General features: G+C 45.6%; 22 protein-coding genes and 2 pseudogenes. 11 read left to right on the top strand and 13 right to left on the bottom strand.

Annotated features, from left to right (window positions below; translation table 11 throughout):
* Window positions 1–178: 178 nt before the first annotated feature.
* Window positions 179–403, top strand: a complete 225-nt coding sequence (locus SNE25_RS09060) for a hypothetical protein (RefSeq protein WP_321564771.1) — start codon at window positions 179–181, stop codon at window positions 401–403.
* 360 nt (window positions 404–763) lie between these two features.
* Here the strand turns inward: SNE25_RS09060 and SNE25_RS09055 are convergent, their stop codons facing one another.
* From SNE25_RS09055 to SNE25_RS09035, 5 genes and pseudogenes are all read right to left on the bottom strand, one after another.
* The gene (locus tag SNE25_RS09055) at window positions 764–1,165 is read right to left on the bottom strand and encodes a response regulator (RefSeq protein ID WP_321564770.1); all 402 of its coding nucleotides are present in this window, start codon (window positions 1,163–1,165) and stop codon (window positions 764–766) included.
* A gap of 867 nt (window positions 1,166–2,032) precedes the next feature.
* Window positions 2,033–2,692 (bottom strand): annotated as a pseudogene (locus SNE25_RS09050) (DUF6766 family protein).
* Window positions 2,693–2,789: 97 nt separating this feature from the next.
* The gene (locus SNE25_RS09045; RefSeq protein WP_321564769.1) at window positions 2,790–2,942 is read right to left on the bottom strand and encodes a hypothetical protein; all 153 of its coding nucleotides are present in this window, start codon (window positions 2,940–2,942) and stop codon (window positions 2,790–2,792) included.
* Complete coding sequence (locus SNE25_RS09040) at window positions 2,939–4,216, bottom strand: NRAMP family divalent metal transporter (protein WP_321564768.1); 1,278 nt, start codon at window positions 4,214–4,216, stop codon at window positions 2,939–2,941. Before SNE25_RS09040 ends, SNE25_RS09045 begins: the two co-directional genes overlap by 4 nt.
* 20 nt (window positions 4,217–4,236) lie before the next feature.
* On the bottom strand, window positions 4,237–4,719 hold the full coding sequence (locus SNE25_RS09035; protein ID WP_321564767.1) for a CinA family protein: 483 nt from the start codon (window positions 4,717–4,719) through the stop codon (window positions 4,237–4,239).
* Window positions 4,720–4,900: 181 nt separating this feature from the next.
* Between SNE25_RS09035 and SNE25_RS09030 the strand changes: the two genes are divergently transcribed.
* From SNE25_RS09030 to SNE25_RS09010, 5 genes are all read left to right on the top strand, one after another.
* The gene (locus tag SNE25_RS09030; protein WP_321564766.1) at window positions 4,901–5,482 is read left to right on the top strand and encodes a DUF4142 domain-containing protein; all 582 of its coding nucleotides are present in this window, start codon (window positions 4,901–4,903) and stop codon (window positions 5,480–5,482) included.
* 435 nt (window positions 5,483–5,917) lie between these two features.
* Complete coding sequence (locus tag SNE25_RS09025) at window positions 5,918–6,073, top strand: hypothetical protein (protein ID WP_321564765.1); 156 nt, start codon at window positions 5,918–5,920, stop codon at window positions 6,071–6,073.
* Window positions 6,074–6,426: 353 nt separating this feature from the next.
* The gene (locus SNE25_RS09020) at window positions 6,427–6,756 is read left to right on the top strand and encodes a bestrophin family protein (protein WP_321564764.1); all 330 of its coding nucleotides are present in this window, start codon (window positions 6,427–6,429) and stop codon (window positions 6,754–6,756) included.
* A 42-nt stretch (window positions 6,757–6,798) separates the two neighbouring features.
* A complete protein-coding gene (locus tag SNE25_RS09015; RefSeq protein ID WP_321564763.1) occupies window positions 6,799–7,038 on the top strand; it encodes a DUF808 family protein in 240 nt (79 codons plus the stop codon).
* Between the two features lie 17 nt (window positions 7,039–7,055).
* Window positions 7,056–7,400, top strand: coding sequence for a DUF808 family protein (locus tag SNE25_RS09010; protein WP_321564762.1), 345 nt, complete (start codon window positions 7,056–7,058; stop codon window positions 7,398–7,400).
* Window positions 7,401–7,404: 4 nt separating this feature from the next.
* Here SNE25_RS09010 and SNE25_RS09005 read toward each other — a convergent pair whose 3' ends face one another.
* The 4 genes and pseudogenes from SNE25_RS09005 to SNE25_RS08990 form a co-directional block, all read right to left on the bottom strand.
* A complete protein-coding gene (locus SNE25_RS09005) occupies window positions 7,405–7,608 on the bottom strand; it encodes a lipocalin family protein (protein WP_321564761.1) in 204 nt (67 codons plus the stop codon).
* 14 nt (window positions 7,609–7,622) lie between these two features.
* A complete protein-coding gene (locus tag SNE25_RS09000) occupies window positions 7,623–7,946 on the bottom strand; it encodes a lipocalin family protein (RefSeq protein WP_321564760.1) in 324 nt (107 codons plus the stop codon).
* Window positions 7,947–7,952: 6 nt separating this feature from the next.
* Entirely contained in the window at window positions 7,953–8,195 is a 243-nt protein-coding gene (locus SNE25_RS08995; protein ID WP_321564759.1) for a hypothetical protein, read from the bottom strand.
* Window positions 8,196–8,687: 492 nt separating this feature from the next.
* Window positions 8,688–9,142: pseudogene (locus tag SNE25_RS08990) on the bottom strand (low affinity iron permease family protein).
* Window positions 9,143–10,114: 972 nt separating this feature from the next.
* Between SNE25_RS08990 and SNE25_RS08985 the strand changes: the two are divergent.
* Entirely contained in the window at window positions 10,115–10,774 is a 660-nt protein-coding gene (locus tag SNE25_RS08985; RefSeq protein WP_321564758.1) for a DUF6766 family protein, read from the top strand.
* A gap of 12 nt (window positions 10,775–10,786) precedes the next feature.
* A complete protein-coding gene (locus SNE25_RS08980) occupies window positions 10,787–10,987 on the top strand; it encodes a CinA family protein (protein ID WP_321564757.1) in 201 nt (66 codons plus the stop codon).
* 205 nt (window positions 10,988–11,192) lie between these two features.
* On the opposite strand, the gene SNE25_RS08975 is transcribed toward SNE25_RS08980, so the two are convergent.
* Window positions 11,193–11,396 carry an RNA-binding protein gene (locus SNE25_RS08975; protein ID WP_321564756.1) on the bottom strand — a complete coding sequence of 68 codons (204 nt, stop codon included), beginning with the start codon at window positions 11,394–11,396 and terminating at the stop codon, window positions 11,193–11,195.
* Between the two features lie 589 nt (window positions 11,397–11,985).
* Between SNE25_RS08975 and SNE25_RS08970 the strand changes: the two genes are divergently transcribed.
* From SNE25_RS08970 to SNE25_RS08960, 3 genes are all read left to right on the top strand, one after another.
* Window positions 11,986–14,562: a lanthionine synthetase LanC family protein gene (locus SNE25_RS08970; RefSeq protein WP_321564755.1), complete on the top strand. Its 2,577-nt coding sequence runs from the start codon at window positions 11,986–11,988 to the stop codon at window positions 14,560–14,562.
* Between the two features lie 3 nt (window positions 14,563–14,565).
* The gene (locus SNE25_RS08965) at window positions 14,566–15,003 is read left to right on the top strand and encodes a MauE/DoxX family redox-associated membrane protein (RefSeq protein WP_321564754.1); all 438 of its coding nucleotides are present in this window, start codon (window positions 14,566–14,568) and stop codon (window positions 15,001–15,003) included.
* Window positions 15,004–15,088: 85 nt separating this feature from the next.
* Complete coding sequence (locus tag SNE25_RS08960; RefSeq protein WP_321564753.1) at window positions 15,089–15,364, top strand: hypothetical protein; 276 nt, start codon at window positions 15,089–15,091, stop codon at window positions 15,362–15,364.
* Between the two features lie 43 nt (window positions 15,365–15,407).
* On the opposite strand, the gene SNE25_RS08955 is transcribed toward SNE25_RS08960, so the two are convergent.
* From SNE25_RS08955 to SNE25_RS08945, 3 genes are read right to left on the bottom strand one after another with little or no spacing between them, the layout of a single operon-like run.
* Complete coding sequence (locus tag SNE25_RS08955; protein WP_321564752.1) at window positions 15,408–16,814, bottom strand: TlpA family protein disulfide reductase; 1,407 nt, start codon at window positions 16,812–16,814, stop codon at window positions 15,408–15,410.
* A 16-nt stretch (window positions 16,815–16,830) separates the two neighbouring features.
* Window positions 16,831–18,231 (bottom strand): RagB/SusD family nutrient uptake outer membrane protein, encoded by a 1,401-nt coding sequence (locus tag SNE25_RS08950; protein ID WP_321564751.1) that lies wholly within the window; start codon window positions 18,229–18,231, stop codon window positions 16,831–16,833.
* A gap of 3 nt (window positions 18,232–18,234) precedes the next feature.
* On the bottom strand, window positions 18,235–21,798 hold the full coding sequence (locus tag SNE25_RS08945; RefSeq protein WP_321564750.1) for a SusC/RagA family TonB-linked outer membrane protein: 3,564 nt from the start codon (window positions 21,796–21,798) through the stop codon (window positions 18,235–18,237).
* Window positions 21,799–21,888: the final 90 nt, after the last annotated feature.

The following is a 21,888-nucleotide window of genomic DNA, read 5'->3' as shown; positions in this document are numbered from 1 at the left end:
ATTGAAATATTGGACACCCCCTCCTTGTTTTGCGTTAATCATGGTAAAAAAGAAAACCGGAGCGGGCTATATCAATGAGCCGATATCATTTGAGGACTTTTACAAGCCGACCAAGGTGACTTGAAAGACTGTTCGGCATTTGAATAGCCAAAGAAATTCAGGAGAAAAATGCAGAAACTTGAAAAAAGGAAAGCGCGCTTCAAAAGGCTTACCAGCAAAAGAAAACGCGTTAATCGCAAACGTGCAGCCAGTGACCGTCGCAGTCTTCGATGATGACCCGCGGGCGTTGGGTGATCTCCTGGCCTATTTTAACCCCTCTAGCGGTGACTTCCTGGTAACAGGCTTCGATCTCGGATACCCAGATCAAAAAATCGGCGTGCCGGAGCGCAGGTCTCGGTTGTAATGCAGGGGGTGTCTTATCGCGCCGCCAAAATGGATGGGATAGCCATTGCGTTTCAGGATGACATAGACACGGGTGATCTTAGAGGAAAAAAGCTGAGCAGTTCAAATCCTAAGACGTTCTGATAATAGTCCGCGGTCCTGATCGCATTTTTTAGGACTACTTGCAGGGCGAGATCATTCATATTAAAATAAGATTTATCCGTGTTGATTGTCAGGATTGTTTTTGCCTTTTATAGTAAAGGCCATTTTTATTTGCAACTTAAAAAATTACTCACTCGTATTCAATGCTGTCATAATTGTTAAATTAAAGTAGGGAATCTCCCGGTGCGGTTATCCGGGAGTTTTTCCGACAATAACTAACCTAAGTGGCAAAGAGTTTAAACAGACGCTCCGAGGTAAGCGGCTTGATAATATATTCACTTTCAACCGGATGTTCACGCGCCCTATCCATGTCATGCCTGAACACGGAAGAAGTTACGATAACTACCCGGGTGTCATTAGTTTGATCTTCATTCAGCTTCCTATATGACTCTAGAAATTCCCACCCGTCCATGACGCTCATCGTCAGGTCAAGAAATATAAACTTCGGCCAAATACCTTCTTTTTCTTGAATCGTCGATAACTGTACCAACGCATCATGACCATTGCGGCAAATTGTGATTCTGGTATCTTTTGATACCCTTTTAATGAGCCGTTCGGCAATAAAGTTGTTGATCTCATCATCATCGATAATTAAAATATGTTCAGGTTCAATATAGCTCATCGATTTACAACAGCAAAAAAAAGATATTGTTTTGGGTATTTGAAGGCGAGGCGGTTAAGTAAGATGCGGGATGTAAACTTCCAAAATGCAGATAAGAGTTATGCCAATAAGATGGCTCATCATAATATGGCCATTTGCTTTATAAATTAGTTATATTTAATATGGACACTGTACAATCGCGTTCGGATGCGATATCAAATCAACGAGAATTCGATTTAAATTGGCGACTAAGTTCAATCTGAAGTAGATCGCGAAAACGTATCATATAAAAATTTAAAGAAAGTCGCTATTTAAGCTGGTGATTGTCGCTTCGTTGTCAAAAACAGCCTAAGCAAATTTGTAAACTACCGCCCGAAGGAGGAGGCTATCGTTCCATCGCCATTTGCATTGATCAGGATACTTTATTGGAAATGTAGGATCAAATACAGACCAAGTATTGTGCCTCCTCAGAAATTTGATAATGATCTATCAAAGTTTGAGAATGACCATTCGACAGGTCGCCGGCTTGCTTAGCCGCCTACAGATATTTCTCTTTACAAGAATGCCTGCCTGAATGCCGCCCGCAAATTGGATCTTGATTAACAATGGTTCGGTGGCCGTTCAGACCAGTGGAAAAATCGCCTGCAAGGCCGAATGTTATATCGTGCCTTGTGCTGATCTCGACGGCCGAAAGCTTTCTCCAATCTTATGCCTAAATGCCTGTTGGGGATTGACCATAGGCCTTATTTTCATCGAAACTTTAAGTATAATAGGCGAAGGTAGTGCAATGGGCTGCCACCTCTCCCAAGCATATATGTTAATCAGGCAAATCCTGAATCATAACACATAGAATTTCATAAACTATATTTTATAATAGTAAAACGTAAATCATTTTCCAGTTTCCAGATGGGACGCATCTACTGGCTTAGATTCTGGTGAGGCTTTCTGACGCAGAAAAATAGTCAAAACGACAATGGACAATACGAACAGAAACTCGCTTTTCCAGTTCTGAAAAGTTTCAAACCAAAAGTTAGGCTGGAGAAAATAATGCATCAGGTTCACCTGTGGAAGACCTTTGATCAATTGTTCGGCATTGTGATCAAGCCGACTACCATATAAATGTCCCCCCCCCAGCTAATAAAAAAAAAGTATAAAGAATGTCAATGATAGAGAATGACTATAAAGCTTGAGCAACCATCCTCCCTTTTTTACAAAGCCTGGTGCATCTGCCCGGCGCCCGGGTTCGCGATCTACTTCTTCTGTTTCAGCGAGACTTAGATTCGGCGGAGTCCTGTTGCCTTAAGATACTGTGAGCAAAACATATAAGGCCGTTTGTAAAAATTCGCTTTGAAAGTTCTTAAACGTTGCAGATATAAAGTGCCCCGTGCCCAGGTAAGTGCGAAAATCAAGGGTTAGCGTATGTTCATCCTGTAATTCCTGATTATGCGTTTTCCAGCCGGTCAAAGTCTGCGCCACCAATGTCACCAAAAATAATGTCAGGAAGACCAGGCTCAATCCATTACGATAAAAGAACGTATGTTTTTTCATGTAACTAAATAAAGATGAATTTTCCAAGCTGTTCCCAATTCACCAGAAAGCCTCTTCGTAAGCGGCCTTCCAGGAAAACTACTACACAACACAATTATTACAATCCTTGATTGATCTTCTTAATCTCGTTCAGGTGCATTTCAACGACCGGCGCTGTTTTAGCTGCAAAGGCTTTAAGTTCTGCATCCTGGCAGGCAGTGTAAGGTTTTTGGTTTTGGCTATATATATGCTCACTTAGTGACTTAGTCATACAATTAGAAAATAGATCAATGCAGCAGCAGCCGCAGTCATTAAAAGCAGAGTCATTATACCCAGGGTATTGGAAAGCCTGGAATTGGTATGCTCCTTCATGATCTTTTTATTATTGCCGATATGTAGCAGCATAGCGATCAGGACAGGAGCTGTAAGTCCATAGACAATTGCGGTATATAATAAAGTTTTTACCGGACTGACCTTGAAGAAATCAAGCGAAAGGCCTACCAGCAGGGATACGATGATCGATACATAGAATGATTTGGCCTGGCCGAACTTTTTATCTAAGCCAGCTTTCCAGCCCAGGGTTTCAGCCAGCATATAGGATTGTGCCCCCGCGAGTACCGGTATAGCCAGCATACCTGTACCTAAAACACCCAGGGCGAAAATGGCATAGGTCAGGTTACCCGCCAGTGGCTGTAACGCTTTGGCAGCCTGATCTACGGTATCGATCTTGTGAACGCCTCCGGAGAACAGCACACTTCCCGTGGTCAGGATCATAAAGAACATGACCAGGTTGGAGAGCAGCATTCCCGAATTGACATCGATCTTCATATTGCTGAGCACCGTATTGTTGACGATATAACTCTTTTGACCATGCGCCAGATCTTCGGCCTCCATGGTTGTTTGCCAGAAGAAAAGATACGGAGAAATCGTAGTTCCGAGGATCGCTACCAGTATAGACAGAAAATCCTTGTCCATTTTTATAGTCGGTATAAAAGTATGTTTGGCAACCTGCAGCCAATCCTGTTTAACCAGGAAGGGTACGATGATATACAAAAGCAGAGACAGACACAGCCATTTGAGGATAGCTGCAATCTTCTGATAAGGAAAACGGATGATAATATACATCAGGATAGCAGTCAGGATCACGCTGTACACCGGAGCCGGAATCCTGGGATAGAGCATATGACCTACGGCGCCCATGCCCTGAATATCCGCACCAATATTAAGCGTTATAGCAGGGAAGGTAAAGAGCAGGACTCCATACAATATCCATTTGGGGTAATGTTCTCTCAAAGTCACGGTTAGACCCTGTGAAGTGACCAGACCGATGCGGGCGCACATGCCTTGCACAGCAGCCATCAGCGGGAAAGTGATCAGTGCTGTCCAAAGTGTTTGTAAACCAAATTGTGCCCCTGCCTGGGAATAGGTCACAATACCGGATGGATCGTCATCGCTGGCGCCGGTCACCAGACCCGGACCGAGTACGCGCAGAAATTTAACCAGTGGCGAACGTTTCTTCTGTTTGGTATTTTTTGTTTTCGTCAAGAGTTCTGTATTTATAGTGATCAGTTCAGGATTTGCAGGATCGTTTTGGCTACCTGTTCAATGGTCAGGTCGACGATCTCTGCCGGCGTGCCGGTAAATATCTTCTTCCGGTCATGGGTCTGACCTTCAAAATAAACGCAGTAAAACATGGTACCCACAGGTTTTCCCGGCGCTTCACTACCGCCTTCGGTGGTCAGACCGGTAACAGCCACAATTATATCAGCGTCCATGATTTTTTTTAGCTTGATCGCCATTTCACGGGTGATCTCTTCGGATTCGGGTGTAAAAGTTTCGATCATTTCTTTATCGATCCCCAGGATATCTTCTTTTAAGCAGGCATCGTAACAAACCAGGCCACCTTTCAGTATCTCACCCGCATAAACTGTTTGGGAAAAAGCGTAGGATAGCTTTCCCCCGGTCGCGCTTTCGGCGAAGGCAAGTGTGAGCTTCCGCCCGGCGAGCTGTTCTGCGCATTCATTTAATAAGGCTGTCAGGTTCTCCATTTGTTGGCGTTATTTATAACAGGGTTTCATCCGTTCCGGCACATTGTAGTAAACAGCCCCTGTTCCTTTTTGTTTACCGGAGAAACCTTTGCAGTTCTATCCAAAATGATTTTTATCACAACCAAATTAACATAAGGCTGTTGTACACATAACATACAACCAACAATACCAAACTAAGCTTATGAAAAAGTTCTTTCCTTTTATGGGACTAGCCCTGATATGGGTAGGTTCCGGTTGTTCCGGCCCGACAACCAAAGACAGTACGGCGGCTGCAGATAGTGTCAACACTGCTAAAATTGATAGTGGATCAAGCAAGGTAGCTTCTTCAACCGCTGAAGAAGACAGCCAATTTGCGGTAAAGGCAGCCAATGGCGGTATGGCCGAAGTAGAACTGGGGCAGCTGGCTCAGGAAAAATCCAAAGATGCCAGGGTCAAATCATTTGGCGCGATGATGGTTGCCGACCATTCCAAAGCCAATGATGAGCTCAAAGCCCTGGCAACCTCCAAGAATATAACGTTACCGGCCGCACCTGGAGAAGATGAACAAAAACTTAAAGCAGATCTAAGCGAAAAATCCGGGAAGGATTTTGATAAGGCTTATATCGAGGCCATGCTGAAAGATCACCAGAAAGATGTAAAAGAATTTGAGGATGCACGCTCAAAGGTAAAAGACCCCGATCTGCTGACCTTTATCGATAAGACATTACCCGTTCTCAAAAAGCATCTGCAACATGTGGAAACCATTAGCAAGGAAATCAAGTGATGGTCTGTGATACAGCCCACTTGAATTAATACGATAGATTATCATTAGACCTTACTTTATGGATATCATTAATTGGTGGGGGAGTAGATGAGCATCTGCTCCCTTTACAGATGGCCCTGCGCGCCTTTGTCATGTTTTTGATCATGCTGGTGCTAGTCCGATTCGGCGGCATGCGTATGTTCGGTAAGAAGTCTGCTCTTGATCATATCATCGATCATGCTCGGTGCAGTTACTGCCCGTGGCATCGTCGGCGCGTCCCCGTTCTTTTCTACGGTGGCCGCAGGTATCGTACTGGTTCTGACCAATTGGTTGCTGGCCTTCTGAGTGTCTTTAATTTTTCGGGTGGGTAGGCTCCGGCTAATGCAAGCAGGCTGTACAGCAGCGGGGCTACATGCCCTTTTGATAATACAAAGGGGCATTATAAAGATTAAGCGAATGAGCCAGATCATAGGTGAAATATTTGTCAAACAAAACTGTATATCGGCTGCCGACAAACAGGATGTCGGGTGTCCGGATGTGGCTTCTGTTGTGGAAATCAGGCACTATTTACGTACCAAATCGGCTTTGGCCGATAATAACTCGGTTGAATAGGTTAATTCTGCTGTGTTTTCCATGATTGATCTGTTTATGATTAAATGTTAATAAAAATGATACGGGTATCTTTCTGATTAGAACTCAATTCCTCATTGCGTTCATCCAACCGAACAGGGCAAGTATGCTTTGGATTTATAAGATCAACAATGAAGATATAACTTAAAGTTAAATAAATTAACAACACTGTTTTGTTAAAGTTTAAATAAATTAAAAGATTTTCTTAACTACAAATGGGCTTGCATTCATTATTAAACATCCTCATCGTAATAATAAGGTAAATCTGCAAAACTTGTTTTAGTCAGAGCTGTTTAATTTAAAGTTAAATTCAGTAAATCATAATCTATTTAATCATGAAAGCAGCAGTGATAGAAAAAAACACTGTATTTCCATGCGCTTACAGTGTTTTGATCCATTTTTTGATTTATGTGCTGACAACAATCTTCCCATTTGGTCTGGATGATCATCACTGGGCAATTGAGATCTGTTTGGCCACAATGGTTCCGGTTCTTTTTATAGCTATTGAACGAACTGCCATATTAATGCAGGACCCCTTCGAAAACAAGCCGACAGACACACCTATGACTACGCTTTCCAATACCATCGAACGTAATTTAATGGAAATGGCGCAACAGCCTGTGCCCGTAAAACGAAATCAGGACTCCACCCTTTATATCATGTAACTCTGCCGCCAGTCGATCACTAAAGGCTCTCTGGTAAATAAGGTGATCATTGTACCAATTGCTTTACTATTAAACGCCTTTTTTCCCGTGGCTATAAAGATCATTTTGGTTTTGGGCGGTCTTTATCTGGCGTTTGAAGGCGTTGAGAAAATTATCGAATACCTCTTTCACCGGTCAAAAGTTGAACATCAGGGTATTGTAGCTCACCAGGAAATGGATGCCGCCGCTGAGAACGCGAAAGTCAAAAGCTGCTGTCACCACCGACTTTATCCTGTCGAATAGAGATAGCTATTATCGCGTTGGGAACGGTTCTAGAAAAAACTTTGCCGCTCCAAATCCTTACAGTTACGGCAGTCGCAATTCTGGCAACGATCGGGGTATATGGAATCGTTGCTCTGATCGTCCGGATGGATGGAGTATTGGTGAAAGCCCTCCCGGTAATCATCAAGTTATTAGGTTTTGTAGGAACCATCGCACTGATCCTGGTTGCATGTGGAATATTCCTGCATAATATCGAATACTTACATCGTTTATTTTCTAAATTTCCATCGATTCTCGCCGAGTTCCTTTTAGGTTTGGCTGCCGGCTTAATAATGGTAATTGCGTTAGCCGGTGGGAAGCGGGTACTAAGCTTGTTCAAATAATCAGCTATTTACTAATAGCCCATCCATTCCAGTTGGTTGATGTCAAAACCCAGGGCGATTGCCTTTGCAGGAAGCGCTGTTCCATTTCCTCGGGCATACTGCTTTCCCGGGAGAGCAGCCATAAATATCCCATTCCGCTGCCCGATACCAGGGCAAACTTATAATGTTCGTCGATGTCGAGTATATTATAATCGAGGAAGATGGGCAAAAAGTAAGCGACTTCTAGTTGTCCGCGGGCCTGGCTGCCCTGGCCTTCATCGTACCTGTCGCTTCTACCGGTTTATTTTTGACCTTATTAAACGCACGGGTGATCACTTTGATCGTGCCGTCCGGGTTACGGATGTACTCCTCTTTGACATCGTGTAGGTCTTTTTCAATAATACTCGGAAGGCGGGCAACTTCATGCCATATTCCCAGATAACGTTCTTGATCAAAGGGGTCCACGATAGTGCCGGCTGGAACTTTCCTTTTGGGCCAAAGCGCATAAGCAATTCCGGCCAGACCGGCGGCAGCGGTGACCGCGATAATGGTTTTTTCTTTTCTCATTTGCGTTTAGTCTTTGATCACCGCATCAGTGGCCACCTTGGCGGCCTTCTTTGGAAAGATCGTTTTTTTATCGATCAATTCAGCCGCAGCATCGCTTACGCCCTCTTTCAATTTTGTACTGATCTGCCTCCGGTATTGTGCCCCTGCATTAGTTAGAAATAACCAACCTAATGCAATCCCTGCTGCAGCACCAACACCGATGCCTACGATCAGTCCAGTATGATCTTCTTTTTTAAATGGATTTTTCATATATGCTTAACAGGATAAATGAATTAATGTTCCGTTAAATATCTGGTTCCGGATAGGTTCTATCAATACGGCCATATAAGCTTACTCGGAGATGCTGAAAACCCGGCCACGGACGGCTTCGGACATAAAGCTCCCAAGCAGATGGGTTTTGTTTTCCGGCAGCTTATCACCAGACGCATTGCCTTTTACAGGCCCGGCGAACAAATACATTTCGTCGTTCAAGGGGTCTTCTTAGTCTTAACGCAGCGGTAGTTTTCTAACTTCATCAAAAAGCCATAGATCCCTCGGTTGGCAATCGTCCCATGACAGGAACAATAGAAAAGTGTTAAGTCTGTTGAAGTTACTGGCAGGAGTTATTGCGATGATATTACGTTGACCATAAGTTCCGCTATAATTACTTTACTTTTAGGATTTTTAACAATTTTATTGATATTGGTTATCGTTCATTAACATCTTTGCTTATCTTCCAATAATCGGATACTAGCAAAGGATTTAAGCTTTCTTCTTAAGCCGTCCGACCTTTCTTCGATGATTTTCATTAGCCGCATCAATTGAATGGGTCCTGGTGAGATCATTCTCTTTTTGAGCTAACGCGGAAACCTGTACATAAAATTTATGCCGCTGATCCAATTCTACTTCGCTAAGGTTTTCAATATTTACCATACGGTTACTGGTACCTTCATGTGAGGCAAGCAGTTCATTCAATTTTAAATGAATAGCTTTTGAGTCTTTGTTCTGTGAGTTCTGAATAAGAAAGACCATCAAAAAGTGATAATAGTTGTTCCGGTATTGATGATCAGCTGCCAGGTTTCTGAATACTTAAAAACGGGTCCGCTAATCAGCCATACTACAATCACCGCGACAGCGATGAGAAATGCACCTGAACTTCCGGTCGCTATCGTGGCCCAGTTGGCAAAACGTTCAAATAGATTTTTCTTTTTTTTCATACGAGCTGCTATTGATTTTATAATATGTGTTTGGTAACCTGTCTAAACTTACTTTCAATTATTCACACAAAGCTAAAATAGCTTTGGGCATCTGGTTTGGGAGATTAAATTTGCTTTGCGTACCCGGATTCGATCACGTTATCAGGCATGCTGGATTGGCCCGCCGATCGCTGGTCTTGTGGGATTATGCAGGCACCATTTTTCCACGCATCTTGATATCTTTTGTCTTATCAGTACCGTAACCGGAAAAAATGATAGCGATCTTATCAAAATGATGGCCTTGTACAAGTGACCGAAAAAAGGTATCATATGCTTTTCCCACAGGGATATAATGGAGTGGTGTTCACCAAGAAAACGCTGTCCCGTAAAGTGATATCAAAAAGAACTGATAAGGCGGCCCGCCCGCCGGGTACCCTAACGCAATAATGATTTTTTCTTTGCTTTCATTTAATCCACTTTGTTGACGGGGTGATTTATAAAAATAGAAAACATTCGTTTTAGAATAATTGTTTTTGCTTATAAAGCACGTTTAAAGGCTCCGTTCGGAGCCGTCTGATCAGGTTTAAAGTATTTATATGTCACCGTTATTTGTCACCCTGGAAAACAACAAGCGTCTGATGATCATTCCCGACACACTGGCGCATTTCAATGGCCACGAGATCATTAGCTACACTTAGTATTTACGCTGATAGCGGAGACGGTTCGCCCTATCCTGCACGAAGTAAAGAACAACCCTGCATCTGGAGCCTAACACGGATCCCAATTATTACGGCTTTATCACCTTTGAAAAACCGGGCTCACTTTTTACTTATACCGCAGATGGAAGCCGCGAACTAAGTCCCGGTGAGGCTAACGAAATCATAGAATATCTGAGTCATGTAAGGGATGATGGCGGGTGGAAATATTATCGTTCTAATTAAATTCAAAACCTTTTGGTTGTAAATTCGGTTATCAATGCAAACCTATACAACCATGACAAAAGCGGGATTTCTTTACCGAAATGGCCTGAGCCTTGTCTTTCTTACCCTTTTTGTGATCACCCTGTTTGCGCAGGCGTTTACCGGCTGGAAAGAACATAACCAGGAGCTACAGGATGAGCACGTTCAGGAACTGGCTTTTGGCAGCTATCTTACAACGGGACATTTCATTTCTTCGACCTTTGAAAATTTCCAAAGTGAATTTTTACAAATGGCGTTGTATGTTTTGCTTACCGTTGGGCTGAGACAACAGGGCTCTGCCGAATCAAAAAGTCTGGATGAAGCGGAAGAGGTTGACCGCGAACCGAAGCCATCAAAAGACGCGCCCGGACCTGTTAAGAAAGGCGGCTGGCTGCTGAAGCTTTACAGCAACTCATTATCGATCACTTTCTTCCTGCTATTTTTTATCAGTTGGGGATTTCATTTGTATGGCAGTTGGGTTGATCATAATGTGGAACAGCAGATCAAGGGAAAGGCCGCCATGAGCGTGCTCGCTTATTTAGGTGAGCCCAACTTCTGGTTCGAAACGTTTCAGAACTGGCAGAGCGAATTCCTTTCCGTGCTGTCGATTGTCGTGTTAACCATTTTCCTGCGGCAAAAGGGCTCACCGGAATCAAAACCCGTTGATGCACCGCATATGCAGACCGGTAACTAATCAATACAAGTTATGGCAGAAGAAAAGATTTTAATATGCAGCAAGCTGCTTGCTCAAAAAGGGCTGACCATAGCGTTCGCGGAAAGCGCTACAGCGGGCTGGCTTTGTTCGGAATTCGCCCTCGCGCCGGAATCCGGCCGAGTGTTAAATCTATGCTTTATAAAGCCTGAAACACGGCTTCTGACTGTATTGTTCTGTCAGCATTGCTTTTAAAAAGTCTTTCCCTACCAGTTTTGCTAGGTCTGCATTATGCTGATCGAAAACTTCCAGCAGCATTTTTCGGTGCGGCTCTTTGCCCGAGTTCTGCACAACAAAATTCCGACTTTTAAGATAAACGACTGAAAGTTGGTGAAATCGCCAATCAAATTAATTTATAATAACCCACATTCCTGAAGAACCAAGTCAGCTTCAACGGAATTTAATACCGGATAAACTTGTATTCAAAGTTTGGGCCATTTGCCAACACCTCTTGTAATTCGATATGGCCATCTGGATATTCACGGTACACCTGACCATCGGGCAGCTTTTCAGAAAGGATAAGAAAAGGCCAGTTTCTGCCGAAATTTTCAGATCGCAGATCCTTTACAGTAGCCAGATATTTCTCTTTCTTTTCTAACGACATAAATGTAGAATTAAAATTTATATATGTTTATATCGCTACTACCAGCACAATTACGGGTGCTGTCATGAACGGGCCTAGCGGCAGACGCTTCTGCATGGTCTTTAAGACTGTAAACTTGCTAAGTGGAAAAATACGCGAGTATATATATAAAATGGTCTATGTTTAATCTTAATTGCACTGACTTCTCTGCTGATGTCGGGACAGCTGCGTGATGAAACTTTTATATACACCGGGATGTTAACCGACACAATTGTTAAGAAAGATAACAAACAGGTGGCACGTATACGTCTGCGGGATGATTATTGTCATGATTGCTCCTGATTCAAATACTCCTGTCCTGGAACTATAATAACGACTGGGGGTGCTGACGAAAAATTTCATTTTTGGGGTTGTAAAAAGTGATAGCTCGCCGGATAGTAAAACTCCTGGTCGCAAGCTAAATAACGCGTAAAAATGAGAATCACCACTTGCATCATACCTATTTGACATTTTTTTTGCCACGGGTTTACCACCCTTTTCCCACTGTTTTCGCATTCTAAAACCCTGTTCCTTTGCTTGTAAAGAGATAATTCTTAAACAAGCGACGGAAATGGAACATGCATCGGTCAAAGAAAATGGATCAGCAGCGGAACCACTGCATACAGCGATCAATACTTCCGGAAAATCGGAGCCCGGATATTCCATTTACCTCCGGGAACAAAATATTTCATTTTCGCATATCCCACCCTACCTGCTCGTCGGCTCAGCGAACGACATTGAGGGCTGGCTTATCCATATATCAATCATCCGCCAGCAATTTGATTCGGCCATCAGATCAATCCTGGAATTCCTGAAAACGGAGCGCCTGTCATTTGCTATACCTGCGGACGCTGAACAACACAACGACATCCTGGGCGGGGCGACTTGTTTTCACCTCACTGCCAAAGTCATCTCCATCTATCTTAACCCTGACGATGATTTAGCAGGACTATTTAACAAACTGGAGAACCTTACCAAGGAAGTGATCGGCCCTTCAATGCCTTGCGCCTATCACCTGACCAGTGTAATTGCGGTCGGTTTGGGGTCTCTGTTCGAAGATATCAATTCCGGCCAGACCACAAAATCGATCTTCTATGGGTCGGCTATTGCGGATGCTATAATTGAGGTATTGAAAGCCAATCGCCTGTCCTGGCCATTCCAACATATCAGGCCGCTCAAAGCCTGCAAAGAAAGCCGCCTCCTTAACAGGCAATATATTCCGATCGAAACATTGAAGAGAGATCCGAAGGGCAATGTAGTAAAAGCTTTGAAAATTAACAGCATTTACAATATGCAATGGTGCATAGTGAAACAGGGAAGGTACTACCAAAGCTTTGACAATTGCGGCCGGGATGCGACAGACCGCTTAAAGTGGCAATACCGGATCCATCAGCAATTTGCTGGCATGGGAATCCTCCCTAAGCCGATAGCGTATTTCGAACTTTATGGTGACGGTTTTTTTGCGATGGAGTATAAAGAATCCATATCCCTCACTCAGATAGCGGCCCAATTGAGCGAGGGCAGAACATGGCGCTCGATGCCGGTTGAAAACAAAAGAATGATGATCAATTATCTGTTACAGGTAGCCAGGATACTGGAAATATTCCACCAGGAAGGATTTGTACACCGGGATGTGACCGCAGCGAACTTTATCGTTACCGAAGCAGGACAGGTATTCGCTATTGATATTGAATTATGTTATGATTTACGAAATGGCGCACCCGAGCCGCACTTTACTTTAGGTACCCCTGGTTATATGTCGCCGGAACAAGCGGCAGGCGAGTCGCCTTCAAAGAAAGATGACATTTATAGCTTTGGCGCATTATTAATCTTTGTCTTTACGGGCGTTTTGCCAAATAAACTAAACCACAGGAATACCAGGTTGTTGGAGGTGAATCTTGCCAGGTTCATCGAGTCTCGTACAATGATATCCATGATCGTGTCGTGTTTGGACAGAGATCCCGAGTGTCGGAGCTCCCTAAAAGACATCAGTCTTACTTTGGAGCTTTACGATACCATCCTGAAGACGAACCAACCCGCAGGAGCAATTCAATTTTCGGCGACTAAATCAGCTTCCCTTGAAAACGTATTATTCGATGGAGCCAAAACACTATCCACTTTAATACCAACCTTAGGCGTTGCAGAATTAACCATCCTGGTATTACTCAACAGATATGCTTCTTCGCAGGGCGGGGACAGGTCCCTGGTTGAAGGCATAGTTGCGCGGCTAAAATACCCGGATGTAATCGAAATGTCTGAGCTTGACCTGCTCTTGTTTGCCGTTGAATTATCCCAAATAAAAAGCGACAGTAGCAAGCTGATGCTCGATTTCGTGAGTAAGGCTGTTCCGTCGGCGGATGACGACAGGTTAAATACTGCGTCAATTTCAAACGGCCTTGCGGGAAAGGGACTAAAATTACTTTACCTCATGGATAACCCTGCGGTAATGCCGGATCCGCTCCAGCTTGCAGATGTCATCAGCCGCATATCGGCTCTGCAGCACAAAGATGGCTCCTGGACAACAGCACCTGGGTCTCCCAACGGAAAGAGGTACCAGGTCACCGGTTTTTCACACGGCGTTGCTGGCGTTACCTACTTTTTACTGTCCTGTTATACGAAATATGGTTCCGAAGAATTGAAAATACGGATTCATGCCGCATTAATCTGGCTCACAAAAAAACGCAGGTCAGAAAACAACCGGCAAACCTGGTCGGTCAGCGCGGAAAACAAAACTATCGATCCCTGGCTCGAACACGGTTTTTCAGGGGTTGCGCTCTCATTCATCAAAGCATACGAAGTACTGGGGGATCCAGAATACAAGAAGATCGCATCAGACGTTCTTTCTTTTCACCCGCCGCATATTACCAGCAATTATTGTTCGTTTGGCAACGGTCTCGCCGGGCTCGGCGAAATCTACCTCGAAGCCTTCCGGGTTTTCGGCGACCAAGAGTGGTACAATCGTGCAAGCGCGATCGAGGCCGTACTGCTTAACAGCTGTTATCGCGATGAAAACTTATGTTATTGGCTCGACGGCACGCAACTCGAACCAACAGCGGATTTCTGGTCAGGGAACGCTGGTGTATTACATTTCCTGCTTCGGTTCTCGCATCCGCATGAAATTCCCTTCCCCTATCATCTTATCAAATAAATCATGAAAAAAGAATTGACATACGAGATCATAACCGGCCTGTTGGTACTCCTGTTCCTGTACACCGGCTTCAGTAAAATACTGGACTTTAAGGATTTTGAAATATCCATGCGCTTCCAGCATATGCCGGGGTGGTTGACAGCACCAATGACCTATTTACTGCCCGGATCTGAAATCCTCGTTGCGGCATTGATGGTCATTGACAGGACACGCGTTACAGGGCTTTTTGCATTCCTGGCGATGATGACCGTTTTTACTTTATATGTTGGTGCGGCATGGCTTCACTTGTTTCCAAAGGCGCCCTGTGCCTGCGGCGGCGTGATCAAATCACTCGGCTGGGGTCTCCACTCTGTCCTCAATCTGGCCTATGTGTTCCTGGCCTGGATGTGCCTGAGATACTACCGCGCGCCAAAACATTCAACTCGGAAACAAAAGCCTTAAAGGCACAAGATATTTCTCGCGCGCGAAATCAGGTTAATACGGGTCCTGTGGTAAAATCCGTGAACATTTCTAAACATTAAAAACCATGAAAAAAATCAGAATGGGCCTGATGGCCATTGCAGCGTTAACAGGCTTAGGCAGTGCATTTGCGCAAAGTCCGAAACCATTGGCAACAACCTACTATGCAAGGCAAACTGCCGGTAACGGTTTTCACTGGACCAAAACCGTTCCCAACCCGAGCACTGCGCAATGTTTAACAGTGACCAGCCGCGTGTGCCAGATTTCGACCACCACGGCACCAAGTGACAACCAGATCCCTGCGGGCCACGACGCTACTGACCACGTGTTTGTTACACTTTAATAAACACAACCATCTGCCGGAAACCGGCAGATGGTCTTGTGCTTCAAAGAAACCGGTCTATCATTTCTGACAAACCTTGCTCATTCAATTCCGGCTTCGGGCAAAACCTTCCTTTTCTATCAAGTATAATGATGGTCGGGTAGCCATGGACATCGAAATCTCTGATGACCGGGTGCTGGTCGCCTCTTCCTTCAGTATATAATTTGACAGCCAATGGTGAAGTATACTGATTGGTTTTTAGCGTGGCCAGCCAATGCTCCCGCGATTTATCTATGGAAACCGAAAGAAACACGACAGGATGGCCAGCATATTTCTTTTCCAGCGTATAAAGCGCCGGTGCCAATGCTTTACAGGCACCGCAGCCCGTAAACCAGAAATCCAGGACCACCAGTTTACCACGAAGGTCACTCAATTTAACTTCTTTGTTATTATCATCTCTGAGAATAAATTCAGGAGCCATTCCGCCCACTGTATTTAATTCCCTCATTTTTTCGAGCACCTTCCGGAACCCGGGATTGCTTACATAGCCCAGCGCACCGTCAATATCAGTCAGGGAGAGTTCCGGGCTGTTCCTTTTGAGCATAAAAAGCTCAGTTAGCAATTGCTGCCGCATTTCGCCTTTGAAATTCCTGGATTCATATACATAACAATCATGCAGGTTGAATTTTCTTCGGGCAAGGATACAGGAATCGACCAGGTATTGCTGATAAATCAATTCGACCGCGAACTTTGAAGTCGGCTTGTCTGAACTATCCACGGCAACAAATGTAGGATAGCCATTAAAAGGCTTTGCGTATTTCCGGAAGGCGGCGATATAATCATGCTGTACCTGTTCGGCTTTATGCAAGCATGCGTAGGTCACATATCCCAGTTTGGTGGTGATCGCTTCGGCAATCCTATCGTTTCTCAGCAGCGTAAATGCAGATTCGCCAATGTCCCCTTTCCTTCTTTCCAATAAGCGAAGGCAGATTGCAGCACAGGAATCGATCCGGGCAAAGGACATGGCCAAGGCATCCGGGGCGTAAATTATTCTAAATTGGTTCCTGAAGCCTGCCGACACGGCTTCCAACTGCTGCTGCACATAAAACCGTTGCGCAGACTGGCCATTAAAGTTAATTTTACCGGTCTGAATACTAACCTGCAGGTCATCTCCGGGAAAAAGGATCAAGGGACCGATGTCTGGCTTTTCGGGCTTATTGAACCGGATCAGGATGAATTGTGGTTTATCGTACACGGGAATTTCCAGTGTAAAGCAGTTACCCTTTGCGGGAACAGTAAATGAAGATTTGAAGTAAGCTAACCGCCCGGCATAAGGAAAAACAGTAACAGTGACCGTATCTCCATCTTTTAAGAAATCCGTGCTCACGCTAATCAAAGCCAAGTGTTCAACTGCGAACAGTTGAACAGCAGTAAGTATCCATATCAAAATGAAGAATATTATTTTTTTCATGATACAATCCTCCTGGTTATCTTGGTTTTTGGGGTAGCCCTCCCAATTGAATCTCAATATCGGGGATAGGGAATGCATATTTGGGGTCGTTCGGCAGCAGCGTATAACTTACGCCGTTCACCTTCCGCCGGAGTGTAACCGCAAACCGGCTTTCGAGGTTGAGGCGGCGAAGATCTGTCCAGCGCAGGCCACGTAACAGCAATTCCTTCTGCCTTTCCTTCAGCACCTGCACCAGCGCGTCGTCGGCACTTACAGCGGTATAAGGTACAAATGTCCCGGTCTTCCATCTCGTTTGAAGGAGCGTATTTAACGAAGCCATTGCGCCTGCCGGATCAGCGGCCCTCGCCTGGCATTCCGCTTTGATCAGGTAAATTTCGTCCACGGCCAGGCCGTCATACTTCAAGCCTTTGTAATCGTATGAACCGACGAACCGCGGGTATTGTGGCAGGCCGTCGAGGATCGTAAAGAATTTGGTTTTGCGCAGGTCGTTCGGGTCATAGCTGTTATACAACTCAGGGTCGATATAACTGTCCCGGCGCACACTGTACACGACATGCCCTACCATATTGGAATGGTAAATATCCTCCGACAAGTAACTGATATCAATAGCGGTCGTCGTCGGCTTGTTCAGCGTGTTGTAATCTGTTAGCGTAGAAAACTGCGACAGGCAGGCATTTGCGTAAGTCAGCGCAGCCGTATAATCCCCCATGGCCAGGCTGATCCGGGCCAGCAGGGCGTTCACCGCAGGTTGTGAAGGAGCAGTCTTGTACACCGGCGTAACCGGTAAAGCAGGCAGCGCTGTTTTCAGGTCACTTAGAACTTTTGCATAACATTCCGCAATGCTCGACCTGCCCGGGTGCGTATTGAGGTCGGAACTCAGCCGCAAGGGAATCCCCGGTTGTTCCGCTGCCCTGGCCTTATCATAAGGCAGGGCGAAAGTTTGCAATAATCCATAGAAAGCCCATGCCCGATAAAATAATGCGCTTGCCTTAATCTGTTCATACGAAGCTTTTTCGCCGACCGATGGGGTAATGCCTGGCGATGCATCCAGCACCACATTGGCGTAGTAAACCATCTGGTAAGGTGAGTTCCAGTCCGAGGATTGGGTAGTTGTCGCATCGAATACCTCTTTTGCCCAGGTATAGGAATTCCGGTCCGTGGATGATAATGTGGGGAACACGGCGTCCTCGATCAGGAAATCATCCGAAGCAATCTCACCCAGCCCGGGGTCGGGCTGGCTGTTAAAGACGTCTTCATTCTGTAACAGGCCTTTCAGGTCCGCCAGTGTGGTTGGCGTTTTCAGGGCTTGGTTAGGTTTGGTGTTTAAGAAATCATCCTGTTTCTTACACCCGTTTAAAATTAGGCCTATGATGCATACGATGCACCCGAACAAAGGGCCGGTGATTGTTTTTCTCATGGTTTAGAATCGAGCGTTAAATCCAATAGATAATGTTCGCGGAAGCGGGTATGCGCCAGCATACAGATCCGGATCGAGGTGGTCTTTGTTGGCACGCCAAAGAATGCCCAGATTATTTAGATAACTGAAGACCTCCAGCCTTTTAAATACCGGGGTATTGCCGCCAAACGGCCTAAAGGCATAGGCAAGGCGGATATCCTGCAGCCGGATATGATCCCCTTTATCAACGAGCGCCTCCGAATATTGATAGAAAGTATAACGGTCAGCGCTGGAGGGCGGCATCAATATGGAAGGAACGTTTGTATGAGCCTCATCACCCGGGTTCTGCCAGCGCTTTGCGTAATCGCTGTTCACCAGCCCATAGGCGATCTGGTCGTAAGACAAGCCAGTAGACGTCCTGCGGAAATAATAGTTAAGCTTAAAAATGATGTTGGCGGACAGCGTCCAGTTTTTGTAACTAAAAGTATTCCTCAACGAGCCGAACGTGGTCGGCCTCGATGGCCCGTTATAATAGAGATCAGCTATTCCTGTCTTTGAAATGATATTTTTGTAGTCGGTGCTGAGCTGGCCGTCGATGTAACCCTGTGGGTCTCCGGTATCATGGGTCAACGGGCCCGACCTGAAACTGTATATGCCGTAGATCGGCTGACCTACGAATGGGGTGATCGTCCCGCCGTTCCCGCTGCCGGAGGCCAGGTAGGTCAGGGCCGATGCAGGGCTGTCATACACCGTGACTTTATCGATGACATAGCTAAGCAAAAGGTTACTCACCCATTTCAAATCGTTCCGGTAGATATTCCGCGTGTTCAGCACGAAATCAAAACCGTGCCCGGCGGTATTGGCGGTATTCCCGAAAAACGTCGTAAAACCAGCCGAGGGCGCTAATGGTGAGGTCCCGAACAAGTCGATTCCCCGTTTGGTGTAATATTCGAAACTACCCGATAGCAGGTTGTTTTTCAGGCTATAGTCCATCCCGAAGTTAGCAATGCGAACTTTCTCCCAGCGTAGTTCGGGGTTACCCGGGCTGTTGATGATATTATAGGGTACACCCGAGTAGTAAGCATTGCTTTGCTGCTCCAGCGTTGTGATCGCGGACGCGCTTTTATTCACATTGGCATTATAACCGTAGGTCGCGCGCACTTTAAGATTGGGAAGCCAGGAAATATGGTAGAATTGTTCCTTGCTGACATCCCAGGCAAGGCCGGTTGAATATAATGGTACTGATTTTTGATTTGTGGAAACCCCAAAAAGATTGGAGCGGTCGATCCTGCCGCTGACAGAAAAAGAATACCGGTCCAGGTAGGAATAGGCGGCGTTTCCGAAATACGAAATATAATGATCGGTGAATTTTTCGAAACCAAGGTTCGTCGGGATCTGCGCGGCACCGCTTTCCGGGTTCAGGTTAAAATAATTGGCATAGTCAATCTGCGCAAAGCTTGTTCGCGTATTTTTGTCATAACCGTAGACTGTTTCGCCCCGACTTTCGGTGATAGCTGAGCTGACTTCGGCGCCGATGATTGCGGTCACCCGGTGCCCGTTTGAAACCTCCCGGTCAAAACTGATTTGCCCCCGCGCATGATGGGAGGTCAATACGCCGTCCGATTGCTGCAATATCCCTGTATTGGGAACCGGGTACGTAAAAGTAGCGTCGCCGCTGGGTTGCGCGTACTCGTTGATCAGATTGCGGGTGTAATAGGTCGCCTGGCTGTAATAATTATCGGCGTTGGTGATTTGTTTTTCAAACTGGTATTTCAGGGAGAGATCCAGTCCGGGAATCAACCGGTATTGCGCGCTTGCATTGATCCGGTTTTCGACAGAAGAACTGGTATTATCTGCATTCCTGAGTTCCTCCAGTGGACGATAAAGCCAGTCGAGGTAGCCCTGTTGCTGCGCACCTTTTGCAAATTCGTAGTTCATACCCTTTACTATAGGCAGTGCATTGGCGTTTCCATCCGCAAAAGATTCGTAAGGAAAACTAAAATTGACGTAACGCCCGCCTGCAGTAATATTGGCAGCAGTGCTGTTGGCGTTGGCCTTAGTCTGTATATAGTTAACCGCAGCCGAAAGCTGCAGGTTTTTTAAGGGATAGAAATTATAGTTCGCATTCAGCGTGATCCGGTTGTTGTCATTCCCTGTCAATGTCGCAGCATTATGGTCCTCGCCTGCGGAAAAGTAATAATCACTTTTATCCCCCCCGCCGCGGAGGTTCGTGCTATACTGCTGGAGGAAACCACGTCGGTAAAAATATTTATCCAGCTGGCTGCGGGTATCCTGTTTCCGCAGCGCATTGATCTGCGCGTCGGCGTCAGCCGCGGACAAACTCCCCTCGCGTTGCGCTGCCAGGATGTTAACGACCGGCGAAGTAACCTGGAGCGGGTCGCCGATCTGTCCGTCAAAGAATCCGGTTTTGAACAATCTTTGTTCGATATCGATGTAGTCTGAGGAATTCAGATAGCTGGGATTATAAAACAGGTCGGGTTTGGCGGATGCCGTCAGGTTGGCGTTGAGTTCGACGGAGAGTTTTTCATTTCGTTTCCCTTTTTTGCTATTCAATACGATCACGCCATTTCCCGACCTCACGCCCCAAATGCTTGCTGCCGCCGCGTCCTTCAAAATGGTGATGTTTTCAATATCGTTAGGATTGATGTTGCTGATATCGCCGTCGAAGGGAAAACCATCCAAAACGATCAGGGGCTGACTATTGGAAAAAAGAGTATTCGTTCCTCTGATGCTGATGTCGTTATTGCCTCGTGAAGCGCCGCTCGTATTGCGGTTGAATAATAGTCCGGGAGTAACTCCCTCAAGCCTGCTCACGATATCCGTGCCTACACGGCGGTTGATCAGTTCATTGTTTAATTGGGCGAACGAACCTGTCGCCCGTTCTTTGGGCAGGTTCTGATATCCGGTAGATACGACGGCGACCTCTGCTATGGCAGCAGTTGCCGCTTTCAACCTGATGCTTTGAAAAGGCATATTTTCCAGAACGGTAAAAGTAAAAGTCTGATATCCAACAAAGGAAACCGAAACCTGATCGCCCGGCTCGGCGTTAATGGCGAACCGTCCGTGCTCATCGGAATAGGTAACAGTGCCCCGGGCCCTGATCTGAACGGTTGCCGAACTCAGGCCCTTGCCGGTAGAATCAAGGATTTCTCCGCTTACCCTTACAGACGCTTTCGGGGCGGTTCCTAGCTTTTGCGCCACGGCAGGCATTTTACGGGATATCACTACGATCTTTTCCTGCAATTCATAATTGAGCGGCTGTTCATCAAATATTTTTTTGAGGACCTGGGCGAGCTCCTCCTGTTGGACAGTGATCGTCACGGGTTTGGCAAACGGTATTACGCCATCCGGCAAAATGAAATCGAAACCAGTTTGCGTGCTGATCTTTTCCATTACAGACAGCAGTGCGCTGTTCTTTTCGGCTAAAGTAACTTTTTGAGTCATTGGGCTGGCACTAACCTGCATATTGAGGATCACCATTAATATGGCCGCGAGCAGGAAGGCCTTGAGGACCAATGAGGCACGGCGGCAGGGCCGTACCAATTTTTCTTTGTAAAAACTGTACATTCGTTGTTGAAGTTTGGCAGCGTTGCAACGGGCTTATTTTCGACAGGGGCCGGAAGCAGCGCAGGAGTTAATAATTTTTGATTTTTAAGA

The sequence above is a fragment of the Mucilaginibacter sabulilitoris genome (genome assembly GCF_034262375.1).
GTDB lineage: Bacteria > Bacteroidota > Bacteroidia > Sphingobacteriales > Sphingobacteriaceae > Mucilaginibacter > Mucilaginibacter sabulilitoris.
This window is presented reverse-complemented; position numbering and strand designations above follow the sequence as displayed.

Bases quoted from the DNA above. Each gene is read 5' to 3' on its own strand.
- SNE25_RS09055 (WP_321564770.1), bottom strand. From the start codon at position 1,165: ATGAGCTATATTGAACCTGAACATATTTTAATTATCGATGATGATGAG.
- SNE25_RS09045 (WP_321564769.1), bottom strand. From the start codon at position 2,942: ATGACTAAGTCACTAAGTGAGCATATATATAGCCAAAACCAAAAACCT.
- SNE25_RS09035 (WP_321564767.1), bottom strand. From the start codon at position 4,719: ATGGAGAACCTGACAGCCTTATTAAATGAATGCGCAGAACAGCTCGCC.
- SNE25_RS09030 (WP_321564766.1), top strand. From the start codon at position 4,901: ATGAAAAAGTTCTTTCCTTTTATGGGACTAGCCCTGATATGGGTAGGT.
- SNE25_RS09025 (WP_321564765.1), top strand. From the start codon at position 5,918: ATGAGCCAGATCATAGGTGAAATATTTGTCAAACAAAACTGTATATCG.
- SNE25_RS09020 (WP_321564764.1), top strand. From the start codon at position 6,427: ATGAAAGCAGCAGTGATAGAAAAAAACACTGTATTTCCATGCGCTTAC.
- SNE25_RS09000 (WP_321564760.1), bottom strand. From the start codon at position 7,946: ATGAGAAAAGAAAAAACCATTATCGCGGTCACCGCTGCCGCCGGTCTG.
- SNE25_RS08995 (WP_321564759.1), bottom strand. From the start codon at position 8,195: ATGAAAAATCCATTTAAAAAAGAAGATCATACTGGACTGATCGTAGGC.
- SNE25_RS08985 (WP_321564758.1), top strand. From the start codon at position 10,115: ATGACAAAAGCGGGATTTCTTTACCGAAATGGCCTGAGCCTTGTCTTT.
- SNE25_RS08980 (WP_321564757.1), top strand. From the start codon at position 10,787: ATGGCAGAAGAAAAGATTTTAATATGCAGCAAGCTGCTTGCTCAAAAA.
- SNE25_RS08975 (WP_321564756.1), bottom strand. From the start codon at position 11,396: ATGTCGTTAGAAAAGAAAGAGAAATATCTGGCTACTGTAAAGGATCTG.
- SNE25_RS08970 (WP_321564755.1), top strand. From the start codon at position 11,986: ATGGAACATGCATCGGTCAAAGAAAATGGATCAGCAGCGGAACCACTG.
- SNE25_RS08965 (WP_321564754.1), top strand. From the start codon at position 14,566: ATGAAAAAAGAATTGACATACGAGATCATAACCGGCCTGTTGGTACTC.
- SNE25_RS08960 (WP_321564753.1), top strand. From the start codon at position 15,089: ATGAAAAAAATCAGAATGGGCCTGATGGCCATTGCAGCGTTAACAGGC.
- SNE25_RS08955 (WP_321564752.1), bottom strand. From the start codon at position 16,814: ATGAAAAAAATAATATTCTTCATTTTGATATGGATACTTACTGCTGTT.
- SNE25_RS08950 (WP_321564751.1), bottom strand. From the start codon at position 18,231: ATGAGAAAAACAATCACCGGCCCTTTGTTCGGGTGCATCGTATGCATC.
- SNE25_RS08945 (WP_321564750.1), bottom strand. From the start codon at position 21,798: ATGTACAGTTTTTACAAAGAAAAATTGGTACGGCCCTGCCGCCGTGCC.